This is a genomic window from Haloarcula sp. KBTZ06 (genome assembly GCF_048595605.1).
Lineage (GTDB): Archaea > Halobacteriota > Halobacteria > Halobacteriales > Haloarculaceae > Haloarcula > Haloarcula hispanica.
The window spans coordinates 322,843-342,891 of the sequence record NZ_CP184339.1 but is presented as its reverse complement, the minus strand read 5'-3'; the positions used below and the strand labels follow the sequence as shown (position 1 = coordinate 342,891).

Annotated in this window: 15 protein-coding genes; 6 read left to right on the top strand and 9 right to left on the bottom strand. The window is 63.0% G+C overall.

All coding sequences use genetic code 11. The features are described 5' to 3' along the window. The first annotated feature begins 83 nt into the window (after positions 1–83). From ACNO8S_RS18090 to ACNO8S_RS18075, 4 genes are all read left to right on the top strand, one after another. Complete coding sequence (locus ACNO8S_RS18090) at positions 84–1,418, top strand: metallophosphoesterase (RefSeq protein WP_050038427.1); 1,335 nt, start codon at positions 84–86, stop codon at positions 1,416–1,418. A gap of 215 nt (positions 1,419–1,633) precedes the next feature. After that, positions 1,634–2,203 (top strand): helix-turn-helix transcriptional regulator, encoded by a 570-nt coding sequence (locus ACNO8S_RS18085; protein WP_014031253.1) that lies wholly within the window; start codon positions 1,634–1,636, stop codon positions 2,201–2,203. Positions 2,204–2,211: 8 nt separating this feature from the next. Then, positions 2,212–3,966: an Nramp family divalent metal transporter gene (locus ACNO8S_RS18080; protein ID WP_050038426.1), complete on the top strand. Its 1,755-nt coding sequence runs from the start codon at positions 2,212–2,214 to the stop codon at positions 3,964–3,966. Continuing rightward, complete coding sequence (locus ACNO8S_RS18075; RefSeq protein WP_151147416.1) at positions 3,954–4,400, top strand: hypothetical protein; 447 nt, start codon at positions 3,954–3,956, stop codon at positions 4,398–4,400. The genes ACNO8S_RS18080 and ACNO8S_RS18075 overlap by 13 nt, the downstream gene beginning before the upstream one ends. A 35-nt stretch (positions 4,401–4,435) precedes the next feature. Here the strand turns inward: ACNO8S_RS18075 and ACNO8S_RS18070 are convergent, their stop codons facing one another. Both ACNO8S_RS18070 and ACNO8S_RS18065 read right to left on the bottom strand, forming a co-directional pair. After that, on the bottom strand, positions 4,436–7,480 hold the full coding sequence (locus tag ACNO8S_RS18070; protein WP_420182915.1) for an FAD-binding and (Fe-S)-binding domain-containing protein: 3,045 nt from the start codon (positions 7,478–7,480) through the stop codon (positions 4,436–4,438). A gap of 27 nt (positions 7,481–7,507) precedes the next feature. Then, positions 7,508–9,286 carry an L-lactate permease gene (locus tag ACNO8S_RS18065; protein ID WP_129756301.1) on the bottom strand — a complete coding sequence of 593 codons (1,779 nt, stop codon included), beginning with the start codon at positions 9,284–9,286 and terminating at the stop codon, positions 7,508–7,510. A 677-nt stretch (positions 9,287–9,963) separates the two neighbouring features. On the opposite strand from ACNO8S_RS18065, the gene ACNO8S_RS18060 reads away from it, so the two are divergent. Beyond that, positions 9,964–10,704 (top strand): ThuA domain-containing protein, encoded by a 741-nt coding sequence (locus tag ACNO8S_RS18060; protein WP_151104116.1) that lies wholly within the window; start codon positions 9,964–9,966, stop codon positions 10,702–10,704. 90 nt (positions 10,705–10,794) lie between these two features. On the opposite strand, the gene ACNO8S_RS18055 is transcribed toward ACNO8S_RS18060, so the two are convergent. Both ACNO8S_RS18055 and ACNO8S_RS18050 read right to left on the bottom strand, forming a co-directional pair. Further along, the gene (locus tag ACNO8S_RS18055; protein ID WP_050006951.1) at positions 10,795–11,364 is read right to left on the bottom strand and encodes a hypothetical protein; all 570 of its coding nucleotides are present in this window, start codon (positions 11,362–11,364) and stop codon (positions 10,795–10,797) included. Between the two features lie 219 nt (positions 11,365–11,583). Beyond that, positions 11,584–12,162, bottom strand: coding sequence for an FAD-dependent oxidoreductase (locus ACNO8S_RS18050; RefSeq protein ID WP_064289022.1), 579 nt, complete (start codon positions 12,160–12,162; stop codon positions 11,584–11,586). A 113-nt stretch (positions 12,163–12,275) separates the two neighbouring features. Here ACNO8S_RS18050 and ACNO8S_RS18045 point away from each other — a divergent pair, with 113 nt between their 5' ends. After that, positions 12,276–13,316 carry a zinc-dependent alcohol dehydrogenase family protein gene (locus ACNO8S_RS18045; RefSeq protein ID WP_151104117.1) on the top strand — a complete coding sequence of 347 codons (1,041 nt, stop codon included), beginning with the start codon at positions 12,276–12,278 and terminating at the stop codon, positions 13,314–13,316. A 478-nt stretch (positions 13,317–13,794) separates the two neighbouring features. Here ACNO8S_RS18045 and ACNO8S_RS18040 read toward each other — a convergent pair whose 3' ends face one another. The 5 genes from ACNO8S_RS18040 to ACNO8S_RS18020 all read right to left on the bottom strand — a co-directional run bounded on the left by ACNO8S_RS18040 (position 13,795) and on the right by ACNO8S_RS18020 (position 19,924). After that, on the bottom strand, positions 13,795–15,006 hold the full coding sequence (locus tag ACNO8S_RS18040) for an ABC transporter substrate-binding protein (RefSeq protein ID WP_420182914.1): 1,212 nt from the start codon (positions 15,004–15,006) through the stop codon (positions 13,795–13,797). A 162-nt stretch (positions 15,007–15,168) separates the two neighbouring features. After that, entirely contained in the window at positions 15,169–16,101 is a 933-nt protein-coding gene (locus ACNO8S_RS18035; protein ID WP_420182913.1) for an ABC transporter ATP-binding protein, read from the bottom strand. Continuing rightward, positions 16,101–17,216 carry a FecCD family ABC transporter permease gene (locus ACNO8S_RS18030; protein WP_420182912.1) on the bottom strand — a complete coding sequence of 372 codons (1,116 nt, stop codon included), beginning with the start codon at positions 17,214–17,216 and terminating at the stop codon, positions 16,101–16,103. The genes ACNO8S_RS18035 and ACNO8S_RS18030 overlap by 1 nt, the downstream gene beginning before the upstream one ends. Beyond that, a complete protein-coding gene (locus tag ACNO8S_RS18025) occupies positions 17,216–18,196 on the bottom strand; it encodes an NAD(P)/FAD-dependent oxidoreductase (protein ID WP_151104096.1) in 981 nt (326 codons plus the stop codon). Before ACNO8S_RS18025 ends, ACNO8S_RS18030 begins: the two co-directional genes overlap by 1 nt. Positions 18,197–18,463: 267 nt before the next feature. After that, entirely contained in the window at positions 18,464–19,924 is a 1,461-nt protein-coding gene (locus ACNO8S_RS18020) for a carotenoid oxygenase family protein (RefSeq protein ID WP_420182911.1), read from the bottom strand. Positions 19,925–20,049 lie beyond the last annotated feature (125 nt).

Here is a 20,049-nt window from a genome sequence, read left to right as displayed (position 1 = left end):
ACAGTCCCGGCTGAGACCACAATTTCCCGTCGTGATTTCCCGGAGAGCAACGCCTTTGTCTGTGGATCAAGAACCCGTATTCAATGGACGGCACCGCCGACGACCGCGTCTACTACGTCATCAGCGACCTCCACATCGGCGGCGACGAGCAGCTAGAGGACGTGGAATTTCTCGACGAACTACTCGATTTTCTGGGGCGGTTAGAGACCACCGACGAGCACGCCGAACTACTCATCAACGGCGACGCGTTCGGGCTGTGGGAGTTCACCGGCATGTCGGGACTGGAGAAGTTCGACGCCCTCGAAGAGACCTATCCGTCGCTGTTCGAGCAGTTGCGAAAGACCGGCGAGAACATCCAGATCACGCTGATACCGGGCAACCACGACCACGAACTCGCGGCCTACGACGAGTACGTGGAGCGGTTCGCGGCGTACAACGTAGACCTTGTCCAGTCGAAGTCGATTACCCGTCCGGTGGGGGACCAGGCCATCCACCTCGAACACGGCAATCAGCAGGACCCCAACAACCGCATCGAAGACTGGGGGGACACCAACGTGACGCCGCTTGGCTACTACTACAACACGCTCGTGACAAGTCGGGCCGGCCAGCTGTCGGACCGGGGTCGGTACAACTGGCTCAAGGACGTCCAGGCCGTAACGCCGACCGAGCGGGTCCCGGTGTGGATGCTCTCGAAGTACTTCTATCGGGAGATGAACCCGCTGTTGCGGTACGCGCTGGTCCCGTTCCTGTTGCTGTTCAACATCAGCGCCATCCTGGCGATTCTGGCGGCGCTGAACCTGCTGGGCGTCTGGTCCGCGCCGGTCGAAACGACGACGTCGTTTCTTGGCCAGTTCGGCACGGTCGGCACCGCCATCTGGATGCTGCTTGTCGTGAACGCGTCGCTGGCCGGGCTGCTGTTGCTCGTGGGCATCCCGTTGTACCTTCTGCGACAGGACATCAAGAAAACCATCAACCGGTTCGGAGTCTTCGAGACCGACCTCACGGTCGATACCCAGACACCGTACAAGGAAGCCGCCCGGGAAGTGTTCGACGAAAAGGAAGACGTGGTCGTCTTCTGTTACGGTCACACGCACCGGCCGAGCGTGCAGTCGGTAGACGGCGGGCTGGTCGTCAACAGCGGGACCTGGCTCAAACGCCTCCACCGTCGGGACGGCATCATCGGGCTCCTTCCGCCGGTGTTTTACCCCTCCTACCAGCTCTGTGCGGTGCGCATTACGGCCGAAGACGGGCAGGTGGTCGTCGACTACGAGGAAGTCCAGAAACCGAGCCCCAGTCCGGAGGAGCTGACACTCACCGAACGCCTGCTGACGGTCGGTCGGACACCCAACCCCGAACTCCCCGACCGTGCGGTCGTGGAAACCGAGCAGTCGGTGCCGCCGCGGGAACCGGCCGAGTAAGGGGTGGACCGGTCCGACGGCAACGTGGTTGCTGTCGGAAGTGGACCGGATTTGGGATATCTGCAACAGCCGTTGTCGGTGCGTCGACCGGGAAGTGATTTCCTACCTTCGTGTGAAATTGAGACCCATCGAGCGTCAGACGGAAGGAGGTCGTTTGCTCCCGGATCGGAGTTCTCTGCAGAAAAGTCTATTACATACGACTGTAATGGCTACGTATGAGCAATACCGCGGACGATGGTCGGGCTGACGGGTCGCCACCGTCCACGGCAGAGTTCACACCGGAGCGAGTGCTCTCGGTGTTTCGAGACCGAACGGACCAGGCGAAGCCGTTGACGGCAACCGATGTGATGGACGCACTCGGTTGTTCCCGGAAAACGGCACACAACAAGCTCGAAGTACTCGTCGAGCGGGGTGAGCTGGAAACGCGGAAGGTCGGCGCACGGAGCCGGGTCTGGTGGATCCCGTTCTCCCAGCTCGTCGGCTCGGACGCGCAACAGCAGCAACGAGAGCCGCCGGTCGAACACAGTATCGCCGACGCGGACCTGCCGGGGACGGGGGACGTACTCGACGACCGGCGTGCAGCGCTGAGGGCCGCGTACGACTACCTCCGTGAAAACCCCAACACGGATGCCGGGAAGCTCATTACCGAGGTGTTTCAGGAGCATCCGGCGGGCTACAAGACCGCTGACGAGTGGTGGGACGCTATCGGACCCGCGCTCGAAGACCTCCCACAGGTCGACCTGGCCGCCGACCACGAGCACGTCTGGCACTACGTCGGTGGGTGAGTTCACCGATGCCAGAGGAAAAGCCGACGGAACAGTCGGACGTAACGGAAGACGCGGAGTCAGAGACATCGGAAGTGTACGCCTCTCGCAAAGAGCAGCGGTATCCCATCTCATCGTACACGCCGGTCGCGTACGACAACCTCGAGGCGGCACCGGAGAGCGATGCCCATCCGGACACGGGGACGGGCGGGCGGTTCAGAGAACTCTCCTTGCCGAAAGTGCCGAAGCTCCGCCACGTCGTCGGTCCCAGCGCGATCATGCTGGGGGCGTCGCTCGGCAGCGGTGAGACGCTGTTCTGGCCGCATCTGGTCGCCAGTTACGGCTGGGGACTGTACTGGCTGTTCCTCGTGGCGGTCTGTCTCCACTTTGTCATCAATACGGAGATACAGCGGTGGACACTGGCGACCGGTGAGAGCGTGTTTCGGGCGTTCGAACGGGTCCATCCGGTTCTCCCGCTGGCCATGCTGGTCGGCGGGTTCATCAGTCTCGGCTGGCCGGGGTGGGCCGCGAGCGCCGCGCAGATCGGCGCACAGGGCCTTGGACTCGGCACGTACGACGTTGCTGGCGTCGACATCGTCGGCTGGCGACTGTTCGGCATCGCGCTCATGGTGTTCATCTGGATTACCTACCAGGTGACGCCGCTGATGTACAACGTCGTCGAGAGCCTCCAGCTTGTTCTGGTGGCGCTGTCTATTGCGTTCACCCTGCTGCTGTTCGTTCTCATCGGGTCAGTGGACGTGCTGGTCGGTGTTCCGGGGAGCCTGACGGAGGTCGGCGACTACTCGCCGGTCGGGACCATCGCCGTGCTGGTCGGGGCGCTGGCCTACGCCGGCGCGGGCGGCTACCTCAACCTCTCACAGAGCCTCTGGATACGCGAGAAGGGCTACGGGATGGGGCGGTATCAGGGCCGGATCAAGAACCCCTTCGCCGGCGACGACCCCGAGACGGTCCACGAGGACGGGTTCACGTTCACCCCGGACACGCAAAACCTCAAACGGTGGCGCGGCTGGTGGCGCGTGACACAGCTCGAACACCTGTTGACCTTCCTGCTGGGCCTCCTCCTCGTCACGACGATGCTGGTCGTCATCGCGGTGTCACAGGCACCGGGAGCGACGAGCGACGCGGTCGATATGTGGCTCATCGAGATCGCGCCGTCGGTCGGCGGGTTCACGACGAGCGTCATCTACGTCACGCTGTTTCTCGCCCTGTTCACGACCGAATACGCGATCATCGAGTCGTTCGTCCGGAACAGCTCCGACATCATCTACGAGCTGTACGGTCGGGACGCGGGCTGGAGCCTGCCCCGGCTGTTCTGGGGACTGCTGACCGTCTTCTGTGGCTGGGGCATCTTCATCCTCACCCTCCCGATATCGATATCCGATCCCTTCGGGCTCCTGGTCGTCGGCGCGGCGATGTCCGGGCTGTTGATGTGGCCGTACATCGTCATCGTCCAGCTCGTCAACACGGTCCGGCTGCCGGAGCACACGATGCCGGGCTGGGGTCGCATTGTCGCAATGTGGGTCGCCGCGGCGTTTTTCGGCTACTTCAGCGTCCTCCTGATCGGGACCGGGCTAGCGACACAGCTGGGGTTGCAGGCGTTTGCCGTCCAGACGACGGTGCTCGGCAGCGCACTGGGAGGGTACGCCCTCTGGGCGATCTGCCTGCTCGTCCAGGCGTATACGATGTATCGAGTGGGACGCGCGAAAGTCACGGCAAACGGGACAGTCACTGACGCCGCCACCGCGCAAGGGTGGTTCTCGTGACCGACGAACTCCGCGTCCACTTGCATTACACGATGCGGGGGTCGTACCCGCTCCGGATGGTCGACGTGTTGTTCTGTACGGAGCGGGCCTACTTCGTCGAGTACGACTATTTGACACCCGTCGACCTGCTGTTCGGGTCGCCGGACCAGCGGGCCGCGGCGTTCGCATCACGGGTGGTCGAAGAGGGCGTCCACGCGGCTCTCGAAACCGCCGAAACGGTCGAGACACAGTCGTACGACACACTCGACAAAATCGAGGTCCACTCTGGCGGCCGGGTCGGTCGGCCAAAGATCACAGCGCGACCCCGAACGGGCTCCGCCACAACAGTCAGAGTCCACGGGCAGTTCGACGCTGAGCCCTTCACGCAGGCGCTTCGGTCGACAGTCGACGGACACGACGTGACAGTCCGACAGCGAGACGGTATCGGGTTCTGACCTCGTAGCTCGTGGAGCCAGCGATGCGGGCCGTGCTACTGGAGCGCGGCCGCGACCATCTCGATGGGATGTGGCGGCTCCGCGTCACCGTCGCCGAAGTCGTCGATCTGGGACCGGCAGGACGCGCCGGGCGCGACGACTCGCTCGGCAGGCGAATCGTCAATCTGGCCCAGGAGGAGGTCCGCGATGCCCTCGCTCATCGAGTAGTGTTCGGCCTCGTAGCCGAAGCTCCCTGCCATCCCGCAACAGCCCGAATCAAGCGGGTCGACAGCATATCCGGCCCGGCGCAGAACGCCGACGGCGTGGTGGTCTTTCTTCGTCGCCTTCTGGTGGCAGTGGCCGTGGTACGCCAGCGAGCCGCCCGGTTCGTCGAAGGAGATAGCCTCTCCCAGCCGGTACGTGTCGAGATACTCGCAGACGCCGTACGTGTTCGCCGCGACGGTGTCGACGTCGTCGCCCGAGAGGAGGTCCCGGTAGTCGACCTGATACATCACCGCGTCGGACGGTTCGATGGTGACCACGTCCCAGCCGTCGCGGATTCGCGGTGCGAGCACGTCGACGTTCGCTCGTGCCGTCTCGCGAGCGTGGTCCAGCATACTCTTGGAGAATGCGGGACGGCCGCTATCGGTCACACCGTCAGGCACAACTACGTGGACGCCCGCCGCCTCCAACACTTCTACGGCCGCTTTCCCGACATCGGGATGGCTGTAGTTCGTGTACGGGTCGGCGATCACGAGCGCCTTCCGCTCGGCTTTGTTCGCAGCAATCAGTGCCCCGCCGCGGTCAGCCCACCAGTCCCGGAACGTAGTCCGGTGGAAGGCGGGCAGCGTCCGTTCCTCGGTGATACCGACCGTTTTCTCCATAAGGAACCCCGAGCCCGGCAAATCCAGCAGCCAGTTCGACACCGGGGCGAACGCGCTCCCAAGCGAGAGCACCGTCTCGACGTTGGCGAACAGCCGGTCCCGCAGCGAGATACCTTCACGCTGGTGGTGTTCGTGGACCACCTCGGCTTTGAGCTTCGCCATGTCGACGCCGCTCGGGCAGTCCTTTTTGCAGCCTTTACAGCCGATACAGAGGTCGAGGACTTCCGTGACGAACTCCTCGTCGGTGGGGTCCTCGGGGAGGTCACCGTCCATCGCCGACCGGAGCATGTTGGCCCGACCACGAGTGCTGGTGATTTCCTCCTCGGCGGCGCGGTAGGTCGGACACATGACGCCGCCGGTGGTTTCCTGGTGGCCGGTACAGCCCGCACAGCCGTGACAGAGTTCGACCATCCCCTGAAACCCGTTCTCGTTGTCCCAGTCGAGCGTGGGTTCGAAGCCCGCGTCGAACTCGTAGTCCGGGTCGTACCGGAGGTTCTCGGCCGGGTCGTGGTCGCCGCAGATGTTGCCCGGATTCAGCCGCCAGTCCGGGTCGAAGGCCGTCTTCAGGTCACGAAACGTCTCCCAGAGGTCGTCCCCGTAGAGTTTGCGATTCCACTGGGTCCGGGCACGGCCGTCACCGTGTTCACCCGACACCGACCCGTCGTACTGGACGACGAGGTCCGTGATAGCGTCGGAGATGGCTTCCATCGTTTCGATACCGTCCTCGGATTTCAGGTTCAACAGCGGCCGGATGTGCAACACGCCGGGGCCGGCGTGGGCGTAGTAGGAGGCGAACGTGTCGTGTTCGTCGAACAGCTCCCGGATATCGGCGACGTATTCCGGGAGGTTCTCGGCCGGGATAGCCGTGTCTTCGACGAACGGCCAGTGCTTGTCGTCGCCAGTCCGCGACAGGAGGATCGGCAGACCGGCCTTGCGCATCTTCCAGAACTTCGCCTGCCGGTCCGCGTCGTATGCCTCCAGTGCATCGACAGCGTTGACGGGGGCATCAGTGACGGAAGCCCCCCCGTCACGCGGCGATTCCCGAGCGTCGTAGTCAGGCAGTCGGTCGGCGAGCAGGTCGGCGACCTTCTGCGCGCCGTCCTCGGCCGAATCCGCGTAGAACTCGACGAGCAGCGTCGAGTCCGTCTCCTCGGGGAGCATGCCGACGACGTCAGCGAACTCCGGGGTCTCCGCAGCGAGGTCGAGGAGCACGTCGTCCATCACCTCGACGGCCGAGGGGTCGTGATCGAGAATCGGGGCGACGTCCCGCATCGCCGACAGGATATCGTCGTAGGTCAGCATGGCGATGGCCGTAGCGTCGGGAACGGGTTCGAGCGAGACTGTCGCCTCAGTGACAACAGCCAGTGTCCCTTCGCTCCCGGCGAGCAAGCGGGCAAGGTTGACTTCGCCGCGTTCCCTGGCGCTGTCGACCAGTTCATCCAGATTATATCCCGAGACGTTGCGCTTGAGCTCCGGATATCTGGCGTCTATCTCCGCCGCGTCCTTCGAGAGGATCTTCGCGACTTCGGCGTAGATCCGGGTTTCGAGGTCGGCGTTCGGGCCGGCCTCGGCCGCTCGCGATTCGAGGTCGTCGACATCGACCCAGCCAAACGTTGTCTGAGTGCCGTCAGCGAGAACGACCTCGCACTCCTCGATGTAGGCGTCTGTCTTGCCGTATTTCAGCGAGTGTGCACCGGTCGTGTTGTTCCCGATTGCACCGCCGAGGACGCTCTTGTCGCCCCAGGCGGGGTCCGGCGCGAACTTCAGGCCGTGGGGTTCGAGCCGGTCGTTGAGACGGGCGATGGTGATGCCCGCCTGTGCGCGGGCCTGCTTGGCCTCGGGATCGACCGACAGCGTCTCGTCCATGTGCCGCTTGAAATCGAGGACGACGGCCTCGTTGACGGCCTGCCCGGCGAGACTGGTCCCGCCACCCCGTGGGAGCACCGGAATATCCTGCTTGTCGCAGTACTCCATCACCGCGACCACATCGTCGGTCGAAACCGGTGAGACAACGCCGATTGGGCGCTGTTCGTACGCGCTCGCATCAGTCGCAAATAGCTCACGGGTGTACGTATCGAAGCGTACGTCGCCATCCACGCGGCGCTTCAGGGCCGCCACGAGGTCCGGTCGGTGGACGCTGTCGCCCTGGTAATCGTAGTTCGCGCTCGGGTCTGTCGCCGGGTCACGCTTCTCGGGGGGTCGGGAGTCGTATGCCATAAGTAGGAAGTGAGAGAGTGGGAGGAGTTAGAACGCGGCCGGTGCCACGACGTATGCCAGGATGAGCGTCAATATGCCCGTGAACACGCCGTAGTACAGCACCGGTATCAGTTCGAGACGGATGACGCGTCCCTCCTCACCGATGAGGCCGACCACGGTGAGGGCGGCGACCACGTTGTGAATCGCGATGAGGTTGCCGATTGCGCCACCGACCGCCTGCGCGGCGACCACGATCTGGGTCGGCGCACCGATCTGCTGTGCGGCCTGGAACTGGAACAGTCCGAACAGGATGTCGCTGACCGTGTTCGAACCGGCGATGAACGCGCCGAACGCACCGATGAAGCCCGAGAAGAACGGGAACATCTGGCCGGTCCCGTTTGCCGTGATTTCCGACAGCAGGCCGAGCATTCCGGAGTTGATCGGCGCGGCCTCCAGCACGACGGCGCTGCCGGTCCGCTGCATGATCATGACCGTGGCGACCGCGAACCACAGTGCGACGACGGCCGGAGCGATGTTCCGAAGCGCCTCGCTCCACGAGGCCTTGATTCCATCAGTGTCCATTCCGTGGAGCGCGTACGTGATCACGGCGACGAGGACGAAGAGGCTCCCGGGGAGGTAGAACAGCTCGACGCCCTCCGAGAACGGCGTACCGAGGATGTTACTCCACAGGAGAACGCCGTTCGTCGACAAGAACTCCTGAATCGGACTGACGACGCGGGTCACGACCAGCAGTGCGGCGACGAGGAGGTACGGCAGCCAGGCCATACCCAGCGACATGTCCTGCGAGTGGGATTCTTCAAACGTTGCCGTGCCGCCGTCGGCCGCGACGGTTCCCTCTCGGCTGTCACCCGTCGTGGTGCCGACGCCCTCGCCGGGCTCGATACTGCCGATCCAGTGGTCCGGCCACTGCTCCTGCGGGCCGAAGTCCCATTCGTCGTCTGGGAGGAAGTAGCCGGCCCGTAGCGTGGTCGTGACCACGAGCAGGCCAACCATCGCACCGAGCAGGGCCGGGAACGTCGGACCGAGGAAGTACGCGGTCGCGACGTAGGGTATTGCAAAGGAAGCCCACGCGAAGAGGCACAGCGGCAGGACTTCGAGCGCCGGTTTGATCGACCGCTCTTCTCCGAAGAAACGCGTCATCATCGCTACGCCGATGAACGGGATGGCGATGCCGACGATAGCGTGGATGAGCGCCGCCCACACACCGATCTGAGCGACGTACGCGCCGACGCTCTCGAAGCCGCCCTGCTGGAGCACCTGCTGTGATGCGCCCGTACCCTCTGCGAACACCACGTCACGCAGTCCGATTATCAGCGGCGTTCCGACCGCGCCGAACGTGATTGCGAGGATATTCCCCGTAAGCGCGACGACCACCGCGGCCAGTGGCGGGAAGCCCAGGCCGACCAGCAGCGGGCCGACGATGGCCGCGGGCGTCCCGAAGCCGGCCGCGCCCTCGATGAACGAGCCCATGAGGAAAACGAGCAGGATGACCTGCACGCGCCGGTCGTCGCTGATCGAGGAGAACCCCGCGTTGATGACTTCGAACGCGCCGGACTGTTTCAGCGTGTACAGCAGGAGTATGGCCCCGAAGACAATGACCAAGATTCTGGTCGCTGTCAGCGCGCCGCGTATCGACGCGGCAGCGATCAGCGTGGGCGACATCTGCCAGCCGACAAAGGCAGCGATAGCCGCAACCGCCCATGCGATGGGCATTGTCCGTGTCGCAGGCTGGTACAGCCCGACCATCAACACCGCAATCGTCGCCAGCGGCAGCAGTGCCAGGAGCACCAGCGTGTGCTCAGACATGGGTTCTCACCACCGGAATCCGTTCGTCCGGAGACGTGCCGCCACTGTCACCAGCTACGTGCCCTGGGAAACAGTATCGCGCTCTCATTTCTGAACCACCTCGGTACGGGCCTCTATCGCTCGAAACCTTCCGATACAGCGGTTTCTGGTAGGGTGCATCAGTCACGTCGTCTGGCAGGGAGTATTTATACCTATCTACTGTTTACATTATCGTCTACCCAGAATAGCGCCGGAACAGAAGCGAGAAGCGCTGATAGCCGAAAAAACAGGCCGTATTCTGTACGAACGTCCGGAGTGCAGTACAGTCGTGTGTATCCGGTATAACAGTGCTTTACGCCCCGATTTCACTCGACTGTACTCTCACGCGAGCCCCTTACAGTCGTCTGTATCTGGTGGTTTCAGGGCGTTATTCACAGTCCTGTGGACGCAGTTGGAAAACGGGCCGTACCGGGGTTCAAGATCGAGGCTGTCGTCCCCTCGCTGGAACGGCGCTGGCGCGCGATAGAACGTGAACCGGACACTCGGCGCTGAGCGACACAAGACGGTCTCTGAGGCAGATGGATGTGTTGGAGGGTCTCCCGGCGAATACCCAGCGGAGACGAAAACGTATCGCGTCCGCCTGTCGTACGGATTGCCGCTTGGCCAACGCCGTTACGGCGGAGGTGGAAACCACGAGTATGACACGCGTTACAGTCTGGAACGAATACGTCCACGAGCAGGAACACGAAGCGGTCGCGGACCTGTACCCCGACGGGATTCACGGCACTATCGCCTCGGCACTGGAAGAGCGCGGATTCGACACGGAGACCGCGACGCTGCAGGAGCCCGAACACGGGCTTACCGAGGACGTACTGGCAGAAACGGACGTTCTGACCTGGTGGGGCCACGCCGCGCACGACCAGGTCGACGACGAGGTGGTTTCCCGAGTGAAAGAGCGGGTCCTCGACGGCATGGGGCTCATCGTCCTCCACTCGGGCCATTACTCGAAGATCTTCCGCGAACTGATGGGGACGACCTGCAGTCTGAAATGGCGCGAAGCCGCCGAAACCGAGCGATTGTGGGTCGTCGAGCCCGGTCACTCCATCGCCGACGGCGTCGACGAGTACATCGAACTCCCGGAGACCGAGATGTACGGGGAACGGTTCGACATTCCGGCACCGGATACGCTCGTGTTCAACTCCTGGTTCGAGGGCGGTGAGGTGTTCCGTTCAGGGTGTTGCTACCGCCGCGGGGCGGGCCGAATCTTCTATTTCCGGCCGGGCCACGAGACCTATCCGATTTACCACAACGAAGCGATCCAACAAGTCCTCGCCAATGCTTGCGAGTGGGCCGCGGCCGGGGACGGTCCGGAGCCATCGTTTGGCAACGCCGATCCGATTGAAGCCATCGACGAAAGCGACGAGCGGTCGGTCCACTGATTTCGGCGTCAGGTTTAGTGGCGTCGTATTTAATCGAGCCGTGTTTACACCCTATTACAACGAATACGCACAGCCGTGGACCTTGTACAGTCACTGTGGGAACACGGGCTGTGTTTTGTCTCGCCATGGTTCAGCGCCTCCTAGGTGGTCGACATCGAGCTGTACCCCAGTTCGAAGTGTTGATTCGAGATGATCAAACAGCGGATCGAGCGACGTCTCGACCGGTGACAACACCCGCCACCGATACGTACTGCCAGTGCGTTCCGATTCGAAGACGACACCATCCCCGATGTGGTCGGTGACGATAGTGGGTACTGCACGACACCGGTCAGTGTCTGCGTGGTACGTATATACCGTTCTGGCAGTCGGTCGGCGGTCGAGAACCTGGTACTCCCGCGTCCCGGAACAGCGGTGCTCGTCGAGACACTCGTTACAGCCTTCGTCGTCGAGAAACACCTCATCGAACGTGGAGATGGCGTCAGCGGGACCGTCTACGTGGTCGATACGCCACATGGCGTTTTCGGTCACGGTACATGTGGCGTTCCGGAGTCGTAGCGTCGGGTACTCGTGAAACAGGTCCATTACCGGGTCGGCACCCGCAGTGAACCTGATGTTGAACTCGAACTCCTTCACAGAGAACACATGGCTCTGTGATGCCATAGTGAATCAGTCGATAATGCTGTCGGTCGGTTTCAGAACCCCAAACCGACTGCAGTGACGTAGTAAAGGCGGCAGTGCCACAAATTACGCACTTGCTTAGCCTCATCCAGTCCGAGTTTGCTTACCGCCGAATGCAGTCCGTACTCGCTGGCCAGTGATCAGTAACACGGTATTCAGCGGTTAGCAATGAGATAGACACGTCCGGAGCCGTTTCGGAATCTATTCCTCGGGGCCGAACAGCGCGTCCGCGTCGGCGGGCGTATCGAAGTCGTGGAAGTGTTCCCCTTTCTCCTTCGTGAGAATATTCAGGGCCGCCGCCGCGCCGTCGCCGGCGGAGATGACTGCCTGCCACTCCTCGGCTCGGACCATACCACCTGTCGCGTAGGCGTCGTCGACACTCGTCTCCATCGTCACGTCCACGTCGACGACGTCTTCAGCAGTCATGTCACAGCCCAGCGTCTCAGCGAGGTCGCGGTTAGCCCCGGTCGCGAGGATGAGATAGGATGCTTCGTACGTGTCATCCTCGGTTGCGACCTCGAATCCGGCGTCGGTTTGGCCCACATCGGTCACCTCTGTTCCCTGCTTTCGGTCGACGCCGAAGCTGTCGACTTGTGTACGAGCAGTCTCCATGAACGCGGACCCGTCCTGAGAGCCTACTCCGAGATAGTTGAACAGGTGTGCTTTGTGCATCCAGGTCCCGTCAGTGTCGAAGACTGTCGTTTCTAGGCCGTTTTTCTGTGTGAACAGTGCCGCACTCAGGCCGGCGGGGCCGCCGCCGACGACGAGAACGTCCGTCATGCCGCCTAGTTCTGTCTCACCACTGGTAATTGTTGTCATCCAATACGAGCAGCGAAGGTGACGTACCGAAGTGGCATGAGAACGGTTTTCCACAGCCGAGCCGAAGCAAACGCATGCGCGCAGCCATCTACCGTGGCCCCGGCGAGATCACCGTCGAAGAAGTTCCCCGGCCGGAGATCGAATCGCCAACCGACGCGATTGTCCGCGTGACCCATACCGCCGTCTGTGGCTCCGACCTGTGGTTCTATCGCGGTCAGAGCGACCGAGAGGAAGGGTCCCGCGTCGGCCACGAACCGATGGGTATCGTCGAGGAAGTCGGCGACGACGTGCGCTCAGTCGAGCCCGGCGACCGGGTGTTCGCCCCGTTCGTCATCAGCTGTGGGCGGTGTGAGTTCTGCCGGAAGGGACTGCACACGTCCTGTGTCAACGGCGACTCCTGGGGCGGCGACAACGGCGGCGGCCAGGGCGAGTACGTCAGAGCGACGGAAGCCGACGGGACGCTCGTCCGCGTTCCCGACCGCCACGCCGACGACGAGGACACACTAGAGGCGATTCTCCCGCTGACGGACGTGATGGGGACCGGGCACCACGCGGCAGTCAGCGCCGGCGTCAGCGAGGGAGACTCCTGTATCGTGGTCGGCGACGGCGCTGTCGGACTGTGTGGCGTACTCGCGGCCCGCCGTCTCGGCGCGGAACGTATCATCGCGATGGGCCACCACGAGGACCGGCTCGAACTCGCGGAGTCGTTCGGCGCGACCGAGACCATCGCCGCCCGTGGTCAGGACGCCGTGGACGCGGCAGACGATCTGACCAACGGCGGTGCGAACCACGTCCTGGAATGTGTCGGTGCGGCCTCAGCGATGGAGACCGCCATCGACGTCTGTCGGCCGGGCGGGACCGTCGGCTACGTCGGTGTCCCGCATGGGGTCGACGACTCCGGACTGGACGTGTTCTCACTGTTCGGCGACAACATCGCGCTCAACGGCGGCGTGGCACCGGTTCGTGCCTACGCCGACGAACTGCTGGCCGATGTGCTGCAGGGCACACTCGACCCGTCACCGATCTTCACGAAAACCGTCGACCTCGACGGCGTTCCCGAGGGGTATCGGGCGATGGACGAGCGCGAAGCGATCAAAGTTCTCGTCAAGCTGTAGTCGGTCTGCACTGGCAGTCAGCCAGGCAACCCACCCGGTAGCTCGTTACGCGTTCCGCGACTAGTTTCGGAGAATTCCCACGGACCAGGCTTCGGATCGGCCGATACTGGCGGTCAGCGGCGGTTCAGCTAAAGGCTAGAGACGCTGCTACACTAGCTTTCCGCACGACCGACAGCGAGGGCGGTCAGCCGACGGGTCGTAGGCTAACGCAACGTCGTTGCAGTGACGGCAGTATCGGTCGGAGCCGGTGGTGTAAGAGTGCGTGTTTCCTTCGTGAACTAACATATGTGAGATGATGACAGGGAGGTATAAATTCTTTCTGGACAAACAGGCCACTATACCCTTATATTCAATATATACTGCCAATAGTTACTACGATAGTAGACTATTCATCCATATCTGGGATGTCTCTGTCACAATGGGCCTATTCGATAGTATGCTCCGAGTGTCCGTGCGTCGGCTGCCGTATCGTTGTCGCTCAGGCCTCGAACCCACCGTTGATGATATCCGCGACCCGCTTGCGGTCGAATAACTGTTCCTCGGCCGGGATTTCGGGATACGGCCCCTCAGTGTACGTCGGCCATTCGCCGAACTGCTCGGGATACAGTTGCTTTGCGGTCATCTCCAGTTGGAAGAGATGCAGTATCGGACCCTGATATCTCGCTCCCTGGGGGTAGATCCGGTCGTTCTGTACGGCCGTGATTTCCGATCCGACCGGGTCGGATTTAAACGCCTCCCGTCGCTCCGGAAGGCTCGTGTTCGGCTCGAACCCGCCGAGGTGCAGGATGACGTCCGGGTCCGCCGCAAGCAGCGTCTCGAAGTCGACCACGGAGTTCGTCTCGACCGAGCCCTCGAAGGCATCCCGCGCTCCGAACGGGCGGGTGTGTGCGGTCAGGAATCCGGGGTTGTCAAGGGTATAGGCGTAGATCTCGTCGAGATCAGCCGCGGCGAGCAGTACCGCCGACGGGCGCTCCGACTCGGGCGGCAGGTTCGCGTCGATGGTCGAGCGCATCTCGTCGTGAACCGCCGCAAGCGCCTCGTATCGGGCCTGTTCTTGGAACGCCTCAGCCACGAGTTCGAACTGCTCCCAGAGAGTGTAGTACTCGTAGTCCCCCCATCCGGACGGGGGTTCGGCGTGTCGGTCACTCAGCGAGTTGCCGAACCACGGCGAGACGTTGGTGGCGATCTCTTCGAAGTCCTCACGGTCCCAGTTGTCCTGTTTGGCGATCCAGGCCGGGTCTGCCAGGTGGATATCGCTGTCCAGTTCGTACAGTTTCTCTTTGCTCGGTTTCCACGAAGAGTACAGCCCGGTCCAGTCCAGCGACACGCCCGGCAATCGTTCGACGAACTGGTTCCACAGCCCACTGTAATAGTCCGGCGCGTGCATTGCCGTGACAGTGTCCCCGCGACCCAGGGCGAGCGCCATGTCTGCGTGGTGCGTGAGCCGCGTGAAGACGGTCTCCGGTGGCGAGTCGAAGGTCACCGCTCCCATCGGGGACATCGACACGGAGTACGACCCGTCTGCAGTTGTCGTGTCCGTCTCCGTCACGGCCTCCGTCGACGCGGAGCCGGTTCCCCGCTCGGCATTACCGGTGCATCCCGCAAGCAGCCCGGCACTGAGAACCGTGCCCCCATACTTGACGTACTCTCTTCGCGTCGGTGACTCGATGTCAGTGGTGTCGTCAGCCATTATTTTAGGCTAGCCTAAAAATTATATAGATGTTCCGGTTCACCGACCCGGAACAATCCAGTATCAAGCGCCGAGTCCGGCGTCCGTGGGAAGAGTCCAGTATCAAGCGCAGAGCCCAGCGTCCGTGGGCCAGAGTGCGATTTCGTGGTGGTCTTCCTGGCCCTATTCGGCCACGAGCTCCTCGGCGCGGTCCGGTTCGGCACTATCGTCACCAGCAGTGTGTTCGTCGCCGTCGTGGCGGGCACGGATTGGATTCACGCGCGGCCCGTGTGGCGTGGCTGAGACCTCTGCCTCGATTTCGAAAACGTCCGCGAGGAGTTGCTCCGTGACGACAGCTTCGGGCCGTCCCCGGGCCTGTATCTCGCCGTCTTTGAGTGCGACCATCCGGTCGGCGAGGCGTGCGGCCTGCTCGATGTCGTGCAGGACGACCACGATGGTGATGTCGCTCTCGTCCCGGAGCGTCTCGATGATCTCCATCACCTCGAGCTGGTGGTGGAGATCGAGGAACGTCGTCGGTTCATCGAGCAACAGCACGTCGGTGTCCTGTGCGAGGACCATCGCGATCCAGGCGAGCTGTTTCTGGCCACCACTGAGGCTACCGACTTCACGTTCACGGAGATGGCCGCAGCCGGCCAGGTCAATCGCCCGCTCGACGGCGGCCTCGTCTTCCTCGGTGACACTGTCGAAGAACCCCCGGTGTGGGTACCGACCGTGGTACACCAGATCCTCGACCGAGATGCTGTTTGGCGACGTACTCTCCTGAGAGAGCAGGCCGAGCTTCCGGGCGATCGCTTTGGTCTCCAGTGTCTGGATGTCTTGCCCGTCCAGCAGTACCGATCCGGCTTCCGGTTCGAGCTGATTTGCGAGGCCTTTCAGCAGCGTGCTCTTGCCCGACCCGTTCGGGCCGACGAGCGCAGTCACGGCCCCGGGTTCGGCGGTGATCGATTCACCGTCGATGACCGGTTCATCCGTCCCGGAGTACGAAAGCACCACATCGTCGCCGACCAGCGGCCGGTCCCGGTGACTGGACTGGGACCCAGCAGCGGTGTCATTGACCGTAGCGATACCGTCCGAGTTGGAGTTGTCCTGTGACATTAGATCTCACCCATCTGTTCCTGTCGCCGCATCAGGTAGAGGAAGTACGGCCCGCCGACGACGCCAGTGACGACGCCGACTGGAACCTGTGCGGGGCTCAGGGCCAGCCGTGCACCGACGTCCGCGACGACCATCAGCGCCGGACCGACGAACACGCAGCCGATGAGGAGCCGGCGGTAGTCGCTCCCGACGATGAGTCTGACGATGTGGGGGACCACGAGGCCGAAGAACCCGATGATCCCCGCAACGGAGATTGCCGTACTGGCCGCCAGAATGGCAACCGCGGACAGCATGAACCGGACCCGCTCGACACTCATCCCGAGCGAACTCGCGGTCTCTTCTCCGAGCAGGAGGAGGTTCAGCTGTCGTGCGCCCGCCAGCGCGAGGAGCGTCGCGGCCAGCGTCGGGATGACAGCGATGCGAAACTCCTCCCAGCCGACGCCCGTTAGCGACCCGGTAATCCAGGCCAGCGCCGACTGGACAACGCCCAGGTCGTCGGCGAAGAAGAACAGCCCCCGCTGGAGGGAGGTAAACACCATGTTGACGATGACACCAGCAAGGACCAGTCTGACCGGGCTCGTTCCGCCCTGCCACGCGATCATGTACACGAGCAGGAACGCGATGGAGCCACCGACCGCGGCAAACAGCGGGAGGAACGGAGCGAGACTGCTGAACAGAACGAGGGTCAGCAGTACGGTGAGCCCCGCCCCGGAACTCACGCCCAGTATGAACGGGCTCGCCAGTTCGTTTCTCGTGACGGCCTGGAATATCGCCCCGGAAACGGCGAGACACATCCCCGCAAGCACGGCGACGATTACCCGCGGCATCCGAATGTTCCACACGATGAGCGTCCGTTTCGGCAGTTCGGGAAGCTCTGCCCCGAAGAAAAACGACTGCCATGCCTGAACGCTGAACCACACCTTCGGGTCGAACACGGCTTGCCACGCCTGAAGGATCGTCATTGAGTACGCTCCGAAACTCACCTGCAGGAGACCAGCCCCGAAGGCGACGGCAACGCTCGCGACACATAGCCCGAACAGGGACCCATCGAGAGTGTCGAGCCAGGTCCTGGCCCGTGACAACACGTCGGTGGCCCCCCGTGTCTCGCTGACCATTACTCGCCCACCTCCGCGAGTCCGTCGCTCGCGCCGAGGTAGTCCCGGATCGTTTCGTCATCTATTGCATCGAGAACGGCGGTCTGGTCGAGCCCCGAAACGACCGCTTCGGGGCTCAAGTAGCCCGCCAGTGTTTCCTGCCCCGCTTCGGTCCGGTCGGCTATTTCCTCGGGCGAGATATACGACGACCGTCGTTCGTCGATGACCGCCTCACGGACCCGCTGGAAGCGGTCCGACCCCGGTTCGACGGGGGCGTCCTCGGCGTACCGGTCGTCGAAGTGTTCGACCCAGGTCGCTCGTTCGGTCCATTCGTCGTCGAGTTCAGCCCTCCGTCGGACCCAGTCCACTCCATCAGCGACAGACTCCCACCAGCCGTCGTCGGTTCTCGCATCCGCGATCACCCGACGTGCGACCCGTGCGCCCCGGCCGGCCGCAATGATCGCCTGCATATCCGCCGCCTCGGACGGTGACGCAACGTAGAGACCCGGGATCGGTGTCGTGCCGTCGGCGTCGGCGTACGTGTTGTCGAAGGCTTCGTGTTCCTCGCCGTCGTGTTCGTACGTCTCGAACATCGCCGCGTCGTCGTCAAGACCGCGCATATACTCGCCGTCATAGCGGGTCGCCGCGATGACACGGCGAGTCGTGGCCGTTTCCCCGTCCTGCGTTTCGACGACGAAGCCCTCCCCGTCGTCAGTTCTGTCGAGCGATTCGACTAGCTGGGAGACGACGGTACAACCGGCAGTTTCGGCATGGTCCTGAATGCGGTCGTACAGCGTCTCGACGTCGATACCGGCCGGGAAACCGAGGTAGTTTTCGAGGTAGGCACAGCGCTTGAGCGACGACCGGCCGCGGTCGTAGATGACCGTATCGAGGCCCGCTCTGGCCGTGAACACCCCCGCCGAACAACCGGCTGGACCGCCCCCGACGATGATGACATCGTGGTCGAACGTCGTCTCCGTCCGGTTCCCCACTGCCACCATGTTCACGACGCTCCGTCCAGTGTCCGTGACACCGACAGCCGGTGTGACGGTTCGGAGGTGTCAATCGATTCGTTCAACATACTGTTTAGGCCAGCCTAAATGGATAAAGCGTTTTCGGATTTTAGGCAGACCGAACATCATGTCAACAGTTCGTATTCGTTGCCGGGATAAGATGGATGCAGCCTGACACGGATTGGTGGAGCGATGTACCGGTGCGTTCCTACCCAGTGGTCGAAGCTATCCAGACATAATCTCCAACCGTCCGTATCAGTCGTCGGCCGCCACCCTGAGTTCGGGGAAGTATCGACCGTGGAAATCGAACGGGGCGGCGTGGGGGAGCGTTGCCCGGACGCGCTCCGTAAACGTCTGACCGTCGAGGACGAGTAGCCGGGACCGGTCGGCGTCCCCATCGAGCGCAACGACTACCACCACACCGTCATCCTCGGCGTCGCCGTTCGGTGCAGGGACGAACACCGGCTCACCGAAGTAGTCCCCGCCATCGTCGAACGTCTCGACAGCGCCCGTGTCCGTGTCGAGTTTCAGGACGCGACGGGCCCACTCGGTGACGGGCGTATCCATCCCCATCGCGTACACGTAGCGATGCGGGCGACACCACCGAGCCGGTGAGACGGTCGGCAGCGCGCTGCCGTCGGGGTACACCATCTCGCGCGACACCGTCGCGTCGACGTCGCCGTATCGGGTCACGTCGCTTCCGGTACCGAGGTCCACAGTGAACCGCTCGATGCGGCCGACGATAGCGCCCATCTCGCCCGCACGGAGGGTGTCCAGATACAGCGAGTCGATAGTCGTCGCGTCGGGTACTGTTTCGAGGTCGAACACGAGTTCTCTCCCGCCGGATCGTTCGAACGCGTTGACGTGGTGGAAGCCGAACACGGCATCGATGACCGGCTCCGCCACGACCGTCCCGGTAGTCCTGTCCATGACGACGATTCGGGTCCCGCGGTCGGGGTTCCACTCGAACTGCTCGATGAAGGGTGCCTGTCGGCCGGGCTTGAGAAACCGTCGGGGGTCGAGCCGAAGCGGAAATTCCGTCAATACGACGTACCGGGGCGTGAGCGCGAAGCTGTGCATGTACGACGGCTGGTCGGTGTCGACGCTCCCGACGTGTCGCCGGGTCCCGTCCGGCGTCATGGCAGTGACGTGGTACTGGCTGGTCCGTCCGAACGCCGTGTCGACGTTGACGAGGACGCCGCTCGTCGGGTCGCGTTTGAGGTGGGCACAGGAGAGTTGCCCAGTCGGGACGCCGTCGTCGTGTTCAACGTGACCCATCGTTTCGAGCGTATTCGGGTCGAAGCGCACCTTCCGGGGCGATTCAGTCAGTGCGACGTACTCGCGGCCGAACCGCTCAGCGATGATGTTCGTGTTGTCGTAGGGGTCTGTCAGAAACGTCGCCAGCCGCGAGCGAAGCGTCGTCTCGCCGGTCGCGAAGCCGCCCTCGAACTCGCCACTCGTCGCCGCTTCGTACGCATCCGTTCGGAGGAAGCGGTTCCGATAGTGAACGGCGTCACCATCCGGGTCGAAGGTGAACCGGTACAGCATCGCGAACCCGTCGAACCAGTGGTCGACACTGCTTCCATTTGGGAAGGAAAACGCGCCGGGGCCGTTCCGGATGAGACTGCCACGGAGCCAGTCCGGGAGGCCACCGGTCACGGGGATCGATGCCGTTGTTTCGTCGTGTAGCGAGTGGAACCCGGGATGGGGAGCCATACCGTTGCAACGGGTGGCAGCGGCTAAGTCCTGATGCCCCTGACTGGAGTACATACGGATTGTTGTAGATTATGTCCGGGTAGCGCTGATCTCGGGGTCGGCGCATACCGGAACATCGCCCCAAC